This window comes from Micromonospora sp. NBC_01405, assembly GCF_045040155.1.
Taxonomy (GTDB): Bacteria; Actinomycetota; Actinomycetes; order Mycobacteriales; family Micromonosporaceae; genus Micromonospora.
In genome coordinates this window covers 5,159,524-5,176,574 of record NZ_CP109532.1, presented here as the reverse complement: position 1 = coordinate 5,176,574, position 17,051 = coordinate 5,159,524, and the positions used below count along the sequence as shown (strand labels likewise).

The following is a 17,051-nucleotide window of genomic DNA, read 5'->3' as shown; positions in this document are numbered from 1 at the left end:
CGCGGGCGCGGCCTGGAGTCCGACCTGGCCCGGCTCGCGACCGAGCTCGCCCGGTTCCGGCGGCGGATTCCGGACGGCCTCCAATTCGTGTGCGACGCCTCGTTTGTTACACGATGTGGATTACCCCAGGCCATGTTGTGGTGAAGGTGCGATTCGATGACATCTCGCTCGATGGTGGAGCTTCCCTGTCGATGTTCTTGGTGATGCGGGCTGTCGATGGGTGGTGTCCTCGCCATCACGCCCGAGCCGGCACGCGCCTGCCCGCCAGCTCCACCAGCTTCGACACCAACTCGGCCGGCGCAGGCTGCGATGCGATCTCCCGTTGCAGGCCCTTGGCGGCTTCGAGGCGCTCCTGGTCATCCAGCAACTCGACGACGTGGGATTTGATCCGCTCCACGGTGGTCTCGTCGTGGAGCAGATGGTGACCGGCGCCGCTGGCCGCGATTGCGTCGCCGATGGTCAGCTGGTCGGAGAACTGGGTGACAGCCAGTTGTGGCACTCCGTGGATGCCCGCGGTGAGCGCGGTGCCCACCCCGCCTTGGTGCACGACTGCCCGACAGCTCGGCAGCAGCATGTGCAGGGGCAGCGATTCCGCCACCCGCACTCCGTCCGGCACCGTGCCGAGAGCCGCACGGGTGGCTGCGGAGACGGTCAGCACGACATCCACCCCGAGGCTGGAGACCGCCTCGATCGCCTGGCTCAGCAGATTGGTCACCGCGTCACCGATCATCCCCACCGTTGAGGTGCCCCAGGTGATGCACACCCGGGGCCGCGCGGGCGGCTCAACAAGCCACGTCGGCAGCACACCGGGGCCGTTATAAGGCACATATCGGACGGACAGCCGCGGGGCCGAGGTCTCACCCCGCACGCGCATGCTGGGCGGGCAGGGGTCGATCCACGCCGAGGGGGCGACCCTCGGCGCAACGCCGAACTTCTCATAGAGACGCACATACGCCGGCAACAGCGCCGGGCCGTCCTTTCTCACCATCATTCCCGGGGCGAACGGCATCCCGACCGCATGCGCGACGGTCGGAATGCCGAGCACCTCGGCGGCGACCGGAGCGGCGAAGGTGATCGATTCGTGCACGATCAGGTCCGGCTGCCAGCTCTGGGCGAACTTGACAAGATCGTCTGTCATCGCGTCGGCGACCTCGACCATCGTGTGCCCCATCTGATTGACCAGATTCTGCTGTGCGCCGCTCAACCTGTCCGGATCGGTCGGCCGCCGTTCGTGATCGTGCAGCTTGCCGTCCCTGGCCCTGCCCGCGATGTCGATGTCCTTACCCACCGCCACCGCCGGCAGCCCGGTCGCGATGATCGTGTCGACCAGCGACGGCGTGCTCGCTACTCGTACCTCATGCCCAGCGGCCCGCAACGCCCACCCGAGCGGCACCATCGGGTAGTAGTGCGACGGCCAGGCGAACGTCGTGAGCAGGAACCGCATACCTTTACCTCTTCCTCGAAAGTGCGAGTAGCAGATCCACGTCCTTGCTCACTTGCTCGACCACGACGGCCAACATGTCCGACAGTGACGTAGCGATCACTCCGCCAGCGATCCGACAATGCCGGTCGGGTCGACCGGCCGCGGATGAACAGGAAGCGGCGCCCCACCAAGGGGCACGGCCGCATGCTGCGGCATGGCACGCCCGTTTCCTATCACGTGGCACCTAGTTCCGGGCCTCTTGCCCGGCCGCCTCGAGCCGCTCGACGAGATAGCGGGTCAGCGCCGCCGGGGTCGGGTTGTTGAACACTGCGGCCGGGGTGAGCGCGGTGCCGGCGTGGCTGCTCAGTCGCCGGGTCAGTTCGAGTGCCATCACGGAGTCCAGGCCGACCTCGAAGAAGCCGCGCTCCGGCTCGAGCAGGTCGTCCGGGTTCAGCCCGAGGACGCGAACCAGCTGCGTCCGCACCAGATCCAGCACTGTCTTCTCCCGGTCCGCACCGACCTGCGCACTCAGGAGCTCCGTCCACCGGTCGGCCGGCTCCGCGCCGACCGCCGCCCGGTAGGCGGACCGCCGCCGCGGGCGGACCAGCCCGCGTAGCAGCGGAGGGACCGGCCGGCCGGGCGCGGGTGCGCCCCACTGATCGGGCCGGCCGGGGACCGGGAACTGTTCGGCGGTGTCGATCGCCGAGGAAAGGGCCGACAGCACCGAGCCGTCCGCGGACGGCAGCATCGGCGCGCGAGCGCCACAGCGGGTGGCGGCCGCCCGTGCGAGCCCCTCAGCCGCTCCCGTGGCCGCCTGATCGGCCGGACCGGTGAGTTCGGCCGCTGCGGTGATCACCGCGAACAGGGCGAGATCCTGACCCGCGGTGAGCTCGGCCAGGTGCCGCAGCGACTCGTCCCTGGCATCGAGGACGGCGCCGAGCCGCTCCGGGCCCAGCTCCGCGAGCGGGGTGCGGTCGGCCATCCCGGCGGCGTGCACCACGCCGGTCAGCGGATGGTCCGCCGGTATCCCGGACAGCAGGCGGTGGACCGCGTCCCGGCCGGTCACGTCGCAGGCCACGACGGTCGCCGAGGCGCCGAGAGCGGCGAGCTCGTCGACCAGGGACGCCGCCCCGGGAGCGTCCGGACCACGCCGACCCGCCAAGATCACGTGGCGGACGCCGCGCTCGGCGACCAGCTGCCGGGCCACCCGAGATCCGACCGCGCCGGTACCGCCCACGATCAGGACCGTGCCGGCCGGGTCGAGCGGCTGGACAGCCGGTCCGGCTTCGTCGACGGCCACCAGCCGTGGAACGTGGACGCGCCCGGCCCGCACCGCCGCCTGTGCGACGCCGGCGGCCAGCACCGGGCCCAGCCCGGCGTCCGGATCCGCGTCCGGCTCGACGTCCACGAGGACGAAACGATCCGGGTACTCGGCCTGGATGGCGGCGATCATGCCTCGGACGGCCGCGGCGGCCGGGTCGAGCACCGCGCCGGACTCGACCGGGACCGCGTTCCGGGTCCGCACCACCAGCCGGAGGCCGGCCAGCTCGGGCTCGTCGAGCCATGTCTGCGCGACGACGAGCGCTCGACGGCAAGCCGCCACGGGCTGTTCGCCGAGAGTCACGTCGAGGACCGCGACCGCGACCGCCAGGGCGGACGGATCGCCGCTGAGGTCGAGCACCGCATCGTCGCTGTCCACCGGGACGGTCCGCGGCGGGGCCGCAGCGGTCTCCCGGTCGAGCTCGGCCCACTCGGTCCGCAGCACGCCGCCCGGCCTGCCGAGCCGGGGCTCGCGCGCCGGCCGTACCGCGATCCGGCCGGCGGTGAGCACCGGCTGGCCGGTCTCGTCGGCCGCGGTCAGCGCGATTCCGTTCTCGGCCGGTCGCAGCCGGACGCGCAACGACGCGGCGCCGGTCGCGTGCAACTCGACATCGCGCCACCGGGCCGCGCTCCCCGGCGCCCGGTCCATCGCACGGCTCGCGGCGTCCAGGAGCAGCGGGTGGATGCCGAAGGCGGCGGCGTCCTCGCGGTGCTCGTCCGGCAGGACCAACTCCAGGAAGGTTTCGTCGCCTCGCCGCCAGACGCCACGTACGTCGTCTCGCGGGTCGGCCGGTGTCACCGGTTCGGCATCGACCGGAGGCCACACCGTGAGATCGGACTCCGCCGCGTCGGTGCCGGCCGGGCTCGAGACGAGCAGGCCGGTCGCGTTCAGGGTCCAGGCCGACCGGTCGCCATCGGCCGAGGCCGGCGCGGACCGCACGGTCACCGGTCGCCGACCGGCGGAGTCCGTCCCACCGACGCAGACCTGCACCGACAGGGACGTTCCCCGGTCCAGCCAGGCGGGCTCGATCAGGTCGAGCTCCGCCATCGTGCCGTAATCCAGCTCGTCACCGACCCGGATGATCAGCTCGACCCAGACCGAAGCGGGTACCTCGACCGGGCCCGGCCCCGCGGCACGGGCGAGCCACGGCTGCTGGTGCGTGGACAGCCGCCCGACGGCGAGCACGCCGTCGGAATCCGGCAAACCGGCCACGGTGGTCAGCAGCGGGTGAACCGCTTCCTCCGCAGCCGCGACGGCGCCGCCGCCCCGCAGCCAGTACCGGCGATGCTCGAACGGATGGGTGGGCAGGTCGCGGCACAGCTCACGCCAGGCCGGCCCGTCGCCCGGGACGGCCGCCGACCAGTCGACCGGCAACCCGATCGCGAACGCCTCGGCCATCGCGGTCCACACCTGGCGTACGCCACCCTGGTCACGGCGCAGCGTGCCGATCACCCCGACCGACCGACCGGCGTCGGCGACGACGTCGAGGATCGGCGACACCAGGCCCGGATGCGGGGACACCTCGACGACGGCCCGCATGTCGGCGGTCACCGCGCGGACGGCCCCTTCCAGCTCGACCGGCCGGCGCAGGTTCCGGAACCAGTAGCCCGCGTCGAGAACCTCGTCCGGGCCGATCCACCGGCTCTCGACCGTGGAGTAGAACCGGCACGAACCGCCGAGCCCGCGCGCCGGGCGCTCGCCGACCCCGTCGAGCTGGGACAGCATCGGCCGCTCCAGCTCGTCCACGAGGAAGGAGTGGGACGCGTAGTCCGCCCGCAGCCTGCGGCACCAGATCCCCTGCTCCGCGGCGAAAGCCCCGAGTTGCTCGATGGCGGCGACCTCACCGGAGATGCCGACCATCGCGGGTCCGTTGACCGCGGCGAGCTCGAGCCGGCCCTCGTCCGCGAGCAGCAGCTCCTCCGCCCGCGCGCGGCTGACGCCCAGAACGAGCATTCCGCCGGTGGGGGGCAGTGCCGCGGCCAGCCGGGAGCGCACGACGCAGATCCGCAGCGCGTCGTCCAGCGAGAGGACCCCGGCCACGTAGGCGGCGGCGAGCTCTCCCTGCGACGACCCGATCGCCACCTCGGGGGTGACCCCGGCCCGGGCCCAGAGCTGTGCCAGCCCGGTCATCATCACGAACGCGGCGGGTTGGACGACGTCGGTCCGGGACAGGTCGTCGGCACCGCCGAGCGCCTCCTCCAGGGTCCAGTCGCAGTCGTACTCGTCGAGCAGTTCCTGGCATCGGTGTACCCACGCCCGGAACTCCGCCGACTCGGCCATCAGTTCGCGGCCCATGCCGGCCCAACCGCTGCCCTGGCCGGGGAAGACGAACACCGCGCCGGTGCCCGGCCCGGACCGTCCGGTGACCACGTCCGGCCCGGTCTCGCCGGCGGCGAGGCTTCGCAGCCGCCCGGCCAGTTCGCCGTGGTCGGCCGCGAGCACGGTGGCTCGCTCCCGGTGCTTCGTCCGGCCGAACGCGAGCGCGGCGGCCAACTGGGGCAGCGGAGGCTGCCGGTCCTCGACGGCGTCCGCCAGCCGGGTCGCGACCGCGGCGAGGCGGCCCGGATCGCCCGCCGACACGACGAACGGCAGGAGGCCTCCCGCGCCGGGCTCGGCCGGTCCGGTCGCGGTGACCGGCGTCCGCCGGGGCGGCTCCTCGAGGATGAGGTGCGCGTTGGTGCCGCTGGCCCCGAAAGCGGACACGCCGGCGCGGCGTGGCCGGTCCGGGCGTGCCGGCCACGGCCGGGCCTCGGTCAGCAGCCGGATGGTGTCACCGGACCAGTCGACCTCGGGGGTCGGTGCGTCCGCGTGCAAAGTCGCCGGCAGCGCCTGGTGCCGGAACGCCAGCACCATCTTGATCACGCCGGCCACACCGGCCGCAGCCTGGGTGTGGCCGACGTTGCTCTTCACCGATCCCAGCCACAGCGGCTCCGCCGTCTCGCGCCTGCCGTAGGTCTCCTGGAGGGCCTGCGCCTCGATCGGGTCGCCGAGCCGGGTGCCCGTACCGTGCGCCTCGACGACATCCACATCGGACGGCGCGAGCCCGGCGACCGCGAGGGCCCGCCGGATGACCCGCTGCTGCGCGAGCCCGTTCGGGGCGGTCAGGCCGTTCGAGGCGCCGTCCTGGTTGACCGCCGAGCCCCGGATCACGGCGCCCACCGTGCTGCCCCGGGCCTCGGCGTCCGGCAGGCGCTGCAGCAGGACCACGCCGACGCCCTCCGACCAGCTGGTCCCGTCCGCCGACGCCGCGAAGGCCTTGCACCGCCCGTCGACCGCCAGCCCGCCGGCCTTGGCGAACTCGATGTACGCGTTGGGCGTCGCCATGACCGTCACGCCCCCCACCACGGCGAGCGAGCACTCACCGTTGCGCAGGGCCTGCATGGCCAGGTGCATCGCGACGAGGGACGAGGAGCACGCCGTGTCGACCGAGATCGCCGGCCCGGTGAAGCCATACACATAGGACACCCGGCCGGACGCTACCGAAAGCGCACCGCCGGTGACCCGGAGGCCGTCGGTCTGCGGGTCACCGCCGTGCATCCCGTAGCCCTCGCCCATCACGCCGACGAAGACGCCGACATCGGAACCCCGGTATGCGGCCGGGTCGAGCCCCGCGTCCTCGAAGGCCTCCCACACGACCTCGAGCAGCAGCCGCTGCTGGGGGTCCATGGCCGTCGCCTCGCGCGGGGATATGCCGAAGAACCCGGCGTCGAACTCGGCGGCGTCGGTCAGGAAGCCGGCCGTCTCCACCGGGACGGCGGACAGGTCCCAGCCGCGGTCGGTCGGCACTGCCGACCGGCCCTCACCGCCCGTGGCCAGGAGGTCCCAGAACCCGTCCGGGCCCCGCACCCCGCCCGGCAGCCGGCAGCCGAGCCCGACCACCGCGATCGGATCGGCCGGGTTCGCCACCGCGACGGCCTCGACCGCCGCCGGCGCGTCCCGGCCGGTGAGCCGTTCCCGGAGGAACCGGGCCAGCTCCACCGGCGTCGGGTAGTCGAAGACCAGCGTCGCGGGCATGGCGAACCCGGCCTCGGCGCTGAGCCGGTTGCGCAGCTCGACCGCGCCCAGCGAGTCCATCCCGGCGGACTGGAACGGCGCGTCCGGCGCGATGTCCTCGGCCGAGGCGTACCCCAGTATCAGCGCCACCCGGGCCCGGACCAGGGACAGCAGGGTGCGCTCCTGCTCCACCACCGACCGGCCGGCCAACGAGCCCGCCAGGTCACCGGCGGCCGCCGCCCGGCCCGCCCGGCGGCGGACGCGCACCAGGTCACGCAGCAGCGGCTGCACCGGTCCGCCCGTTGCCGCGTCGGCCCGCGCGGCGGCAAGGTCGAGCTTGATCGGCACAAGGTGGGCCTCACCGCTGTCCACGGCCGCATCGAAGAGCGCGAGCCCCTCCTCGTGGCGCAGCGGCGACACACCAGCGCGGCGCATCCGGGCCCGGTCCGCGTCACCGAGGTTCAGGGTGATGCCGCCGTCCTGCGCCCACAGGCCCCAGGCCAGCGACACGCCGTTCCGGCCGTTCGCGCGCCGGATCGCCATGAGGCCGTCCAGGTAGGCGTTGGCGGCGGCGTAGTTGGCCTGCCCGGCCGAGCCGAGCAGCCCCGCGGCGGAAGAGAACGTGATGAACGCGGCGAGGTCGTGGTCGCGGGTCAGCTCCTCCAGGTGGCGGGCGGCGTCCGCCTTCGGGCCGAACACGGCACCCAGCCGATCCGGGGTCATCGCGGCGACCAGCCCGTCGTCCAGGACACCGGCGGTGTGCACGACCGCGGTCAGCGGGTGCTCCGGCGGGATCGCGGCGAGCAACGCCGCCACCGCGTCCCGGTCCGCGACATCGCAGCTGACCACGGACGTCTCGGCGCCCCGTTCGGACAGCTCGGCCACCAGCGCCTCGACGCCGTCGGCCGCGAGTCCACGCCGGCTGACCAGGACCAGCCGCCGGACGCCACGGGTCCGCACCAGGTGAAGCGCGACGAGAGCGCCGAGCGACCCGGTGCCACCGGTGATCAGCACCGTCCCGTCCGGGTTCCACGAGGCGGGCTCCGCGGCCAGTGCCCCGGCCGCCGCGAGGCGGGGAACCCGGAAACCGCCGGCCCGGGCCGCGAGCTGTGGTTCGTCGACGGCCAATGCCGTACCGAGGACCGGTCCGGCGTCGAGGCCCGGCTCCACATCGAGCAGCAGCACGCCGGGCATCTCGGCCTGGGCCGCGCGAACCAGGCCCCACACGGCGGCGCCGGTCGCGTCGGTGAGGCCGCCGGTCCCGCCGTCGACGGCACCCTCGGTCCGCACGACGAGCCGGGTGTCCGCAGGGGCGTGGCGCTGCCAGGCCTGGAGCACGGCGAGAACGTCGGAGAGGACGACCCCGGCGGGCGGGCCGGCCGGCACGTCGTACACGGCGGCCACCGGCCGGCCGGGATCGGCGGCGAGCGCGGCCACACCCTCGGCGCTGTCGATGCCGACGGTCGCCGGGTGGCCGGGTGGAACCTCCTCGGTGGTCACGGGATGCCACGCCACCCGGTACATGGCGTCCGTCGCGAGGCGGCCGCCCACGTCCTCGGGGCGGACCGGCATCGAGCCGAGCGACCGGGCGGACAGCACCGGCCGGCCGGTCTCGTCGGCCGCCTCGAGACTCCAGCGATCGTGGTCCAGCCGGGCGAGGCGAGCCCGCAGCCGGCGCGTCCCGGTGGCGTGCAGCACCACCGATTCCCAGCGCGTCGCGAGCGAACCGGGGTCGAGCACCACCCGGGTCACCGCGTCGAGCAGGGCCGGGTCGAGGCCGAACGCGGCGGCCTCCTCCTCGTCGGCGAGCGCGACCTCCACGAAGGTGTCCTCGCCGCGACGCCACAGCCCGAGCAGCTCCGAGCGCCCGGCGGCCTCCGGGTCGATCGCGACCTGCTCGGCGCCGGACGGCGGCCACGGCTGCACCGGCCCGGGGTCGGTGACGGCCCCGGCTTCCAGGGTGCCGCCGGCACACCGGACCCACGTTCCCCCACTGTCCCGCGCGCCATAGACGGTGAACGGGCGGCTGCCGCCGGCCTCGGCTCCGACCACGATCTCCAGCCGGACGGTCGCCTCCGGGGGGATCGCGAGCGGCGCCTCCAGCGCCAGATCTCCCAGTACGCCGCAGCCGAGCTCATCACCCACCCGCACGGCGAGGTCGACGAGCGCGGCGGCCGGCAGGATCGCCACCTCGTGCAGCCGGTGCCCGGCGAGCCAGGGATGGGTCGTGAGCGCCAGCCGGGCCGTGCCGATCAGGCCACCGGTGTCCGGGACGGGCACGATCGCCGACAGCAGCGGGTGGTCGACCTCGACCTGCCCGAGATCGGCCGCGTTCACCGCGCCGGGCGTCGAGGTCAGCCAGTAGTGCCGGCGGTCGAACGCGTACGTCGGCAGCGGGACGTCCGGGGCGTCCGCGGGGACGAGCGGGTGCCAGTCCACCGGCACTCCCCGCACGAACAGCGCGGCCAACGAACCGATCACGGTTTCCGGCTCGGCCTGTCCGTCCCGCAGCGCGGGCACGCACACCGGTTCGTACCCGGACCGCGCCCCCGTCTCCAGGATCGGCGCGGACAGGCCGGCCCCCGGCCCGAGCTCGACGAACAGCCGCCCGCCCCGGTCCAGCGCGGCGCGGACGCCGTCGGCGAAGCGCACGGTGCGCCGGACGTGGTCGACCCAGTGGCCGGGGTCCGTCAGGTCGGCTCCGTCGGGGGCGACCACCGGAATCCGGGCCGGCCGCCAGACCACGCCCGCGATCGCGGACCGGAACCCGTCGAGCATCGGGTCCATCCGCGCCGAGTGGAACGCGTGGGACACCGTCAGCCGGTGCACCTTGCGGCCCTGTTCCCGCAGCGCCCGCACGGCGGCGTCCACCGCGTCCTCGTCGCCGGACAGCACGACCGACGCGGGGTCGTTCACCGCGGCGAGGGAGACGCCCCCGCCCAGGAACGGCCGGACATCCTCCTCCGTCGCGGCCACCGCGGCCATCGCCCCACCGGCGGGCAGCGCCTGCATGAGGCGGCCACGGGCGGCCACCACGGTCGCCGCGTCGTCGAGCGACAGCATTCCGGCGGCGTGCGCCGCGGTGATCTCGCCGACCGAGTGCCCGAGCAGTAGAGCGGGTCGTACGCCCCAGGACTCGACGAGCCGGAACAGCGCGGTCTCGACCGCGAACATCGCCGCCTGGGTGTAGACGGTCTGGTCCAGCGCGGCCGCCTCCGGGCTGTCCGGCTGCGCGAAGACCACGTCCCGGACGGGCCGGTCCACGGCGCCGGCCAGCCTCTCGTCGAGCTTCGCGCACGCGTCGTCGAAGGCGGCGGCGTAGACCGGGAACCGGTCGTGGAGTTCGCGGCCCATGCCGGTCCGCTGCGCCCCCTGGCCCGGGAACACGAACACCACCGACGCTGCGGCGCCGGCGGTGACGGCGCCCAGCGCCGTGCCCGGGCCGACCTCGCCCGCGGCGACCGTGTCCAGGCCGGCGAGCAGAGCGTCCCGGCCGGCCGCGGCGACGACCGCCCGGTGCGGGAGCAGCGCGCGGCCGGCGACGAGCGTCCGGGCCGCACCGGGGAGCGGCACCCCCTGCGCCACGGCGGTTCGTAGCCGTCCCGCCTGGCCGGCGAGTGCCGCCGCGCTCTGCCCGGACAGGACGAACGGCAGCGCGGCCGGCGCGATGTACCCGTCCTCCTCCGGCGCGGCCGGCTCGGGGATCTGTTCCAGGATCAGGTGGGCATTGGTGCCGCTGATGCCGAACGACGAGATCCCGGCGCGCCGGGGCCGGCCGGCGTCGGGCCAGTCCCGGCCCTCGGTCAGCAGCGCCACTGCGCCCTCGGACCAGTCGACGTGGGGGGTGGGCTCGTCGACGAAGAGCGTGGACGGCAGTTGCCCGTGCCGGATCGCCTCCACCATCTTGATGACCGCCGTGACGCCGGCCGCGGCCTGTGTGTGGCCGAGGTTGGACTTCACCGAGCCGAGCCACAGCGGCTGCCCGGCCGGGCGGTCACGACCGTAGGTGGCGATGATGGCCTGCGCCTCGCTCGGATCGCCGAGCGTGGTGCCGGTGCCGTGCGCCTCCACCACGTCGACCTCGGCCGCACCGACGCCGGCTGCGGCGAGAGCAGCCCGGATGACCCGCTGCTGGGCCAGGCTGTTCGGGGCGGTGAGACCGTTGGACGCGCCGTCCTGGTTGATCGCGGAGCCGCGGACGACGGCGAGCGGGCGGTGGCCCTTGCGCCGTGCGACGGAAAGCCGTTCCAGCACGACGACGCCGACGCCCTCGGACAGCACGGTGCCGTCGGCCGCCGCCGCGAACGCCTTGCACCGGCCGTCCGCAGCCAGCCCCCGGGCCCGGGAGAACCCGGTCAGGCCGACCGGGGAGCCCATGACGGCGACCCCACCGGCGAGCGCGATCTCGCACTCGTCCTGGCGCAGCGCCTGGGCCGCCAGGTGGATCGCCACCAGCGAGGACGAGCACGCGGTGTCCACGGTCATGGCCGGGCCCTCGAAGCCGAACACGTACGCCACCCGGCCGGACGCGACACTGCCGGCCGTCGCGGTGGTGGTGAAGGCCTCGAACTCGGCCGGGACGCGCGCCAGGTCGCCGAGGTAGTCGTGGATGGACATGCCCGTGTACACGCCGACGGGTTGGCCGCGCAGCGACGAGGGGTCGAGGCCGGCCGTCTCCAGGGCCTCCCACGTGGTTTCGAGCAGCAGCCGTTGCTGGGGGTCCATGGCGGTCGCCTCGCGTGGCGAGATGCCGAACAGGGCCGCGTCGAAGTAGCCGGCGTCGTGCAGGAAGCCGCCCTGCCGGGTGTAGGTGGTCCCGGCCTGATCGGGGTCGGTGCCGAGGAGGCGGTCCACCTCCCAGCCGCGGTCGGCCGGCAGCGGCGACATGCCGTCGCGGCCTTCGGCCACGAGGTCCCAGAACTCGGCCGGCGTGGTGATCCCGCCCGGGAGCCGGCACGCCATGCCGACGATCACCACGGGATCGTCGGCGGCCGGGAACGGACGTTCCGGGGCCCGGGGCACCGGCGCGGCACCGCTGTCGACCGACCCCTGCACCTTGTCGAGCAGGTAGCGGCCCAACTGCCGCGGTGTCGGGTAGTCGAAGATCAGCGTGGCCTGAAGCTTGACCGCAGTCTCCGCGGTAAGCCGGTTGCGCAGCTCGACCGCGGTCAGCGAGTCGAACCCGATCTCGCCGAAGCGGCTGTCGTCGGAGGCGGGGTCGAGGTCGGCGATACCGAGCACGGTCGCGACCTCCGCGCGCACGAGCGCGAGGACCAGCTCGGTCTGCTCCTCGGTCGTGAGCCCGGCGAGCCGGCGGCCCAGCGCGCCCCCGGGCTCGCCGGCGCCCGCCCGCGCCGTCCGCCGTGGCGGCCGGACCAGCGACCGGAACAGCGCCGGAACGGTGCCGTCGGCGCCCGCCTCGGCCCGGACCGCGCCGAGGTCGAGACCGATCGGCACCAGCAGCGGGGCGCCGGAGCGGATGCCCGCGTCGAAACTGGCCAGCGCCTCGTCGGCCGGCATCGGCCGTACGCCGCCCCGGCTCATCCGGGTCCGGTCGACGTCGGCCAGCCGGCCGGTCATCCCGGTCGCCGGGCTCCACAGTCCCCAGGCCAGCGCCACCGCTGGCAGACCACTGGCGGCGCGCGCGGACACGACCGCCTCGGCGTACGCGTTCGCGGCCGCGTAGTTGCCCTGGCCCGCCGAGCCGAAAACGCTCGCGGCCGAGGAGAACACGGCGAAGACCTCGGGCGGGTCGTCGCGGGTCAGTTCGTCCAGCAGCCGCAGTGCCGCCGCCTTCGGGGCGAACACCCGGGCCAGGCGGTGCGGGTCGAGGCTCGCGATGACGGCGTCGTCCAGCACCCCGGCGGCGTGGATGACGCCGGTCAGCCGGTGCTCGGCCGGGACGGCGGCGAGGAGCGCGGCGAGCGCGTCCCGGTCGGTCACGTCGCAGGCGACCACCTCGACCGACGCGCCGAGCTCGCCCAGCTCGGCCATCCCGTCGGCGGCCGCGCCGCGCCGGCCCGCCAGGACCAGCCGGCGGACGCCGTGCTCGGTCACCAGATGCCGGGCCAGCAGCGCGCCGAGCACGCCGGTCCCGCCGGTGATGAGCACAGTGCCGCCGTCGGTGAACCAGGGCGCGACCGCCTCCCCGGTGAGGACGGCACGACCCAGCCTCGGGGCCAGGACGGCGTCCCCGCGGACCGCGACCTGCGCCTCGCCGGCGGCGAGGCCCGCGGCGACCGCCTCGTCGCGGTCTCCGCCCGGCTCCACGTCGACCAGGAGGATCCGGCCCGGGTGCTCGGCCTGCGCCGACCGCACCAGCCCCCAGACCGCGGCACCCGCCGGATCCACGATCGGACCCGACGCCGGGACCGCACCGCGGGTCACCACCACCAGGGGCACCGAGGCGAGCGCCGGCTCCTCCAGCCAAGCCTGCACCACCTCGAGCACCCGGCCCAGCAGCGGCAGCGGCTCGGCCTCCGCGCCGGCGGCCGGCGCGACGTCCAGGACGGCGACGTCCGGGTGGGGATCGCCGAGTTCCTCGGCCAGCGCCAGCCGCACCACATCGCCTGAGCTCTCGACGACGACCTGGTGCTCCGGCGCCGTAGCCGGCGCCGGAAGGGGCAGCGGCGTCCAGTCGACCTGCCAGAGCGAGTCCGGCGTCCGGCCGCCCGGCTGCCCGCCCACGTCCGTGATCGGGAGCGAGACCAGTGATTCCATGGACAGCACCGGCGCACCGGTCCCGTCCGCGGCGTCGAAGGACAACGCGTCCGGTCCGCACGGCGCGACCCGGACTCGCAGCGCGACGGCACCACCGGCGTGCAGCCGGACGCCGTTCCAGGCGAACGGCAGGACGTTGCGGTCGTCCGCGCGCCGGTGGAAGGCGTTCGCGTGCAGGGCGGCGTCGAAGAGAGCCGGGTGGATGCCGAACCGGTCCACGTCGTCCCGGTGGTCGGCGGGCAGCGCCGCCTCGGCGAAGATCTCCTCGCCACGCCGCCACACGGCGGTCAGCCCGGCGAAGGCCGACCCGTACTGGTATCCGCGGTCGGCCAGGCGGTCGTAGAAGTCATCGACCGGCTCCGGAACGGCGCCGGAGGGTGGCCACTGACCGAAGTCGAAGCCGCTGCCCGACGTCTGGTCGTACGCGTCGGACAGCAGGCCGACGGCGTGCCGGGTCCACTCGCCGCCGCGGGAGCTGTGCACCTCAACCCGGCGGCGACCGACGGCGTCCGGCGCGCCGACGGCGACCTGCAGGCTGACGGCCGCGTCCGCCTCGAGCACCAACGGCGCCTCGATCACCAGCTCGTCGAGCACGCCGTAGCCGAGCTCGTCGCCGACCTGGATCGCCAGGTCGACGTAGGCGGTGCCGGGCACCAGCACGTTGTCCTGGATCCGGTGACCGGCCAGCCACGGGTGGGTCGCCAGGGACAACCGGGAGGTGCAGACCACGCCGTTGGTCTGCGGGAGTTCCACCACCGCGCCGAGCAGCGGGTGGCCGCTGGTCACCTGCCCCAGCGACTCGGCGCCCGCTGCGGTGGTCGGCATGGTGATCCAGTACCGCTGGTGGTCGAACGGGTAGGTGGGCAGCTCGACCCGGACCACTCCGGTGCCCTCGGGCAGCAGGGCCGGCCACTTCACCAGCACGCCGCGGACGAAGACCTCGGCCGCCGAGGTGGCCAGCCGGGCGGGTCCGTCCTCGTCCCGCCGGATCGACCCGACCGCGAGCACGTCCGCGTCCAGCTCCGCCGCGGTCCCGGTGATCGACGGCACCAGCACCGGATGGGCGCCGAGCTCGATGAAGACCCGATGGTCCTGGGCGATCAGCTCGCGGACGGCCGGCTCGAACAGGACCGGTTGACGCAGGTTGCGGTACCAGTAATCGGCGTCGAACGGCTGCTCGTCGCGCCAGCCGGGCTCGACCGTCGAATAGAACGGGATGCGCGGCGCCGAGGACGTGACGGCGGCGAGGTCGGCCAGCAGGGCGGATCGCAAGCTCTCCACGTAGTGGCTGTGGGAGGCGTAGTCGACCGGAACCCGGCGGAACCGGATGTCGCTGTCGGCCAGCTGCGCGGCGAGCTCGTCCAGCGCGGTGCCCTCGCCGGCGACCACCACGGACGAGGGTCCGTTGAGCGCCGCCACCTGCAGGCGCGCTCCCCACGGCTCGATCAGGGCGCGTACCGCGTCCTCGGCCAGCCCGATCGATGCCATCCCGCCCCCGGCCGGCAGCAGCTCGGCGATCGCCTGGCTGCGCAATGTCACCACCCGGGCGGCATCCGCCAGTGAGAGCGCGCCCGAGACGCAGGCGGCCGCGATCTCACCCTGCGAGTGGCCGACGACCGCGTCCGCGACCACGCCGAGCGACTCCCAGACCGCCGCCATGCCGAGCATCATCGCGAAGCACACCGGCTGCACGACATCGACGCGTTCGAGCTCCTCGGGGGTCCCGTCGCGCAGGACGTCGACCAGCGACCAGTCGACCCACGGCTCGAACGCCTTCTGGCACTCGGCGATCCGGGTGGCGAAGACCGGCGAGGTGTCCAGCAGCCGACGGCCCATGCCGATCCACTGGGTGCCCTGGCCGGGGAAGACGAAGACGACCTTGCCGGGCCCGCTCGTACCGGCCGACCCGGCGACCACCCCGGGCCCGGTCCGGCCCTCGGCCACCAGGGCGAGCCCCGCGCGCAGCTCCTCGCGGGTCGCCGCAACCACCACCGCCCGGCGGCTCTGCACCGCGCGTCGGGTCGCCAGCGCGTGGGCGAGGTCGCCGAGCGCGACGCTCTCGTCCACGGTGTTCCCGAGCCGCCGGCCGCGGTTGGCCAGCGCGGTCGCGGTCTTGGCCGTGACGACGAACGGAAGCGCCGCCCCCGGCGCGGTGTCGGCGACCTGCTCGCCCGGTTCGGGGGCGGCCGGAGCCTCCTCCACGATCATGTGGACGTTGGTCCCGCTGGCGCCGAACGAGGAGATGCCGGAGCGGGCCGGACGCCCGGTGTCGGGCCACGCGCGCCCCTCTGTCAGCAGCTCGACGGTGCCGGGCGACCAGTCGACCTGCGGGGTCGGAGCGTCGACGTGCAGCGTGGCCGGCAGGTACCGGTTGCGCAGCGACAGCACGGTCTTGATCACGGCTGCGACGCCCGAGGCACCCTGGGTGTGGCCGAGGACCGACTTGACCGAGCCGAGCAGCAGGGGCCGCTCCGGATCACGCCCCCGGCCGTACGTCGAGAGCAGCGCCTGCGCCTCGATCGGGTCGCCGAGCGTGGTCCCCGTTCCGTGCGCCTCGACGGCGTCGACCTCGTCCGCGGACAGCCCGGCGGCGTCCAGCGCGGCGCGGATGACCCGCTGCTGCGCGGGCCCGTTCGGGGCGGTGAGGCCGTTCGAGGCGCCGTCCTGGTTGACCGCGGAGCCGCGGATCACGGCGAGTACCTGGTGCCCGTTGCGCTGGGCGTCGGAGAGGCGCTCGAGCAGCACCACGCCGACGCCCTCGGCCCAGCTGCTGCCGTCCGCCGCGGCGGCGAAGGACTTGCACCGGCCGTCGCGGGCGAGGCCCCGCTGGCGGGCGAATCCGACGAAGCCGCCCGGCGTCGCCATCACGGTCGAACCACCGGCGAGCGCCATCGTGCACTCCCCCCGGCGCAGCGCCTGGCTCGCCAGGTGGATCGCGACCAGCGACGAGGAGCACATCGTGTCGACCGTGACCGCGGCCCCTTCGAGCCCGAGGCAGTACGCGACCCGGCCTGACGCGATGCCACCGGCGCTGCCCAGCGCGCGCTCGAGGCTGAGGAAACCCTCCGCGCCCGCGATGTCGGGTGCGTAGTCCTGGTGCACGATCCCCGCGTAGACGCTGGTGGTGGTGCCGCGAAGGCTGTCCGGGTCGATTCCGGCGCGCTCGATCGTCTCCCAGCAGACCTCGAGCAGCTGCCGCTGCTGCGGGTCCATCGCCGTCGCCTCCTGGGGCGAGATGCCGAAGAAGCGGGCGTCGAACTCGGCGGCGTCGTGCAGGAAGGCGCCCTGGTCGACGTATGTCGTACCCGGGGTGTCCGGGTCCGGGTCGTACAGGTTGACCAGGTCCCAGCCCCGGTCTTCGGGGAACGGCGTGTAGACGTCGACGCCTTCGGACACCACCCGCCAGAAGTCCTCCGGCCCGGCGATGTCCCCGGCGAAGCGGCACCCCATCGAGACCACCGCGATCGGCTCCGAGGCCGCGGCGAGCAGCTGGCTGTTCCGCTGCTTCAGCCGGGCCGTTTCCTTGACCGACTCGCGCAGCGCCCGGATGAGATCTTGCTCAGAGGTACTCACGTCAATCAACGCTAGGGGTGC

The 17,051-nt window shown here is 74.4% G+C and carries 2 protein-coding genes; both read right to left on the bottom strand.

Annotation, left to right across the window (positions count from 1 at the left end; translation table 11 throughout):
• Nucleotides 1–235: 235 nt before the first annotated feature.
• A complete protein-coding gene (locus OG559_RS22535; protein WP_405106659.1) occupies nt 236–1,444 on the bottom strand; it encodes a nucleotide disphospho-sugar-binding domain-containing protein in 1,209 nt (402 codons plus the stop codon).
• A gap of 223 nt (nt 1,445–1,667) precedes the next feature.
• On the bottom strand, nt 1,668–17,030 hold the full coding sequence (locus OG559_RS22530) for an SDR family NAD(P)-dependent oxidoreductase (RefSeq protein ID WP_405106657.1): 15,363 nt from the start codon (nt 17,028–17,030) through the stop codon (nt 1,668–1,670).
• Between the last annotated feature and the right edge of the window lie 21 nt (nt 17,031–17,051).

What these genes read in the sequence shown, in the direction of transcription:
- OG559_RS22535 (WP_405106659.1), bottom strand. Translation starts at nt 1,444, where the DNA reads ATGCGGTTCCTGCTCACGACGTTCGCCTGGCCGTCGCACTACTACCCG.